Origin of the sequence: Parasphingomonas puruogangriensis (genome assembly GCF_036663635.1) — a bacterium.
Classification (GTDB): domain Bacteria; phylum Pseudomonadota; class Alphaproteobacteria; order Sphingomonadales; family Sphingomonadaceae; genus Sphingomonas.
This window is the reverse complement of the sequence record NZ_JAXOJI010000030.1, coordinates 1-1,276: the sequence shown is the minus strand read 5'-3', so window position 1 is coordinate 1,276 and position 1,276 is coordinate 1. Positions and strand designations below refer to the sequence as shown.

Sequence of the window (1,276 nt, the reverse complement as noted above, 5' to 3'; positions counted from 1 at the left end):
GTCGCTGCTGCATTCGTTGCAACTCCATCCAATGCAGCTATAGTGGTGCCTTGCAATAGCACTAACATTACGGTGAGTGGCGCTGCCCCGACATCATTTGACTGCGCCGGTTTCGTTGATGGCAACGCTTTAAACGCCTCAGACAAAAACACGGACCCAACAACTTCAGAATTGCTCGCAGAGTTGGATTACTTTGGAAGTCTAACGGGTATTGAAACGTTCACTGGACTAGACGGCCTAAGTGTCTGACCCGAAATTAAGTTGAGTAGTGTCAGTAAGTTAGCTTGACGCCTTCGCTAATCATTGATTCAGCGGTTTTGCAACGAACCGAAGGATTTCAACGATGTGGACCGACACTACTCGCGCGTATCATGCACGCGCAGGATTGGCTTTGCCAAGTGATTTAACGGATGGGGAATGGGCGGTGCTGGAGCCATTTTTGCCGTTGCCATCCTTTGTGGGCCGTCCGCGCAAGTGGCCTTTGCGGCGGATAGTGGAGGCGATGCTCTATCTACTTCGTGGCGGCTTGCCGTGGCGGATGTTGCCACCGGGCTTTCCGCCGCCGACCACGGTGCAACGCTGGTTTTACGCTTGGCGCGATGATGGAACATGGCAGAAGATCAACCATTATCTCATACAGGATGCCAGGGTGGCGCAGGGCAATGAAGGCTCGCCCAGCGCTGGCGTGATCGACAGCCAGTCTGTCAAAACGATGGAAAGCGGCGGCCTGCGCGGCTATGATGCGGGCAAGAAGGTGAAGGGCCGAAAGCGCCATATCATCACCGACACAAACGGCTTTCTGGTTCACGCCGTCGTCCATAGCGCCGACATACAGGATCGCGACGGCGCGCCGATGGTGCTGGAAGACATCCGCTATAACTACCCGTGGCTGCGCCATGTGTTCGCCGATGGAGGCTATGCAGGAGATAAACTCAAAGCGGCGCTGACCAAGATCGGCGACTGGACAATCGAGATTATTAAACGGTCTGACCGCGTAAAGGGCTTTGTTGTTCTGCCGCGCCGCTGGGTAGTCGAACGCACCTTTGCATGGCTGAACCGAAACCGACGCCTCGCCAAGGACTTCGAAAACTCCATCGCATCGGCAACAGCATGGATCTTCATGGCCTCTGTCCAACTTCTTGCTAGACGGATCGCAAGGCTATGACTTTAAAGTAAATAATTATGAGTCAGACTCTTAGAGATGCATGGGATCTTCAAAATTTAGCTCTCTTGGTCGTCGCACCCATAACAAAAGGATGAGCGCAAGCGCAGTTAT

The 1,276-nt window shown here is 53.6% G+C and carries 2 protein-coding genes; both read left to right on the top strand.

Annotated elements, in window-relative coordinates; all coding sequences use genetic code 11:
- Positions 1–249 (top strand): hypothetical protein (locus U1739_RS20960; RefSeq protein WP_332710556.1); only part of this gene is annotated, 249 nt, incomplete at its 5' end.
- Between the two features lie 94 nt (positions 250–343).
- Positions 344–1,165 carry an IS5 family transposase gene (locus U1739_RS20955; protein WP_332710555.1) on the top strand — a complete coding sequence of 274 codons (822 nt, stop codon included), beginning with the start codon at positions 344–346 and terminating at the stop codon, positions 1,163–1,165.
- The last annotated feature ends 111 nt before the right edge of the window (positions 1,166–1,276 follow it).

Bases quoted from the DNA above. Each gene is read 5' to 3' on its own strand.
- U1739_RS20955 (WP_332710555.1), top strand. From the start codon at position 344: ATGTGGACCGACACTACTCGCGCGTATCATGCACGCGCAGGATTGGCT.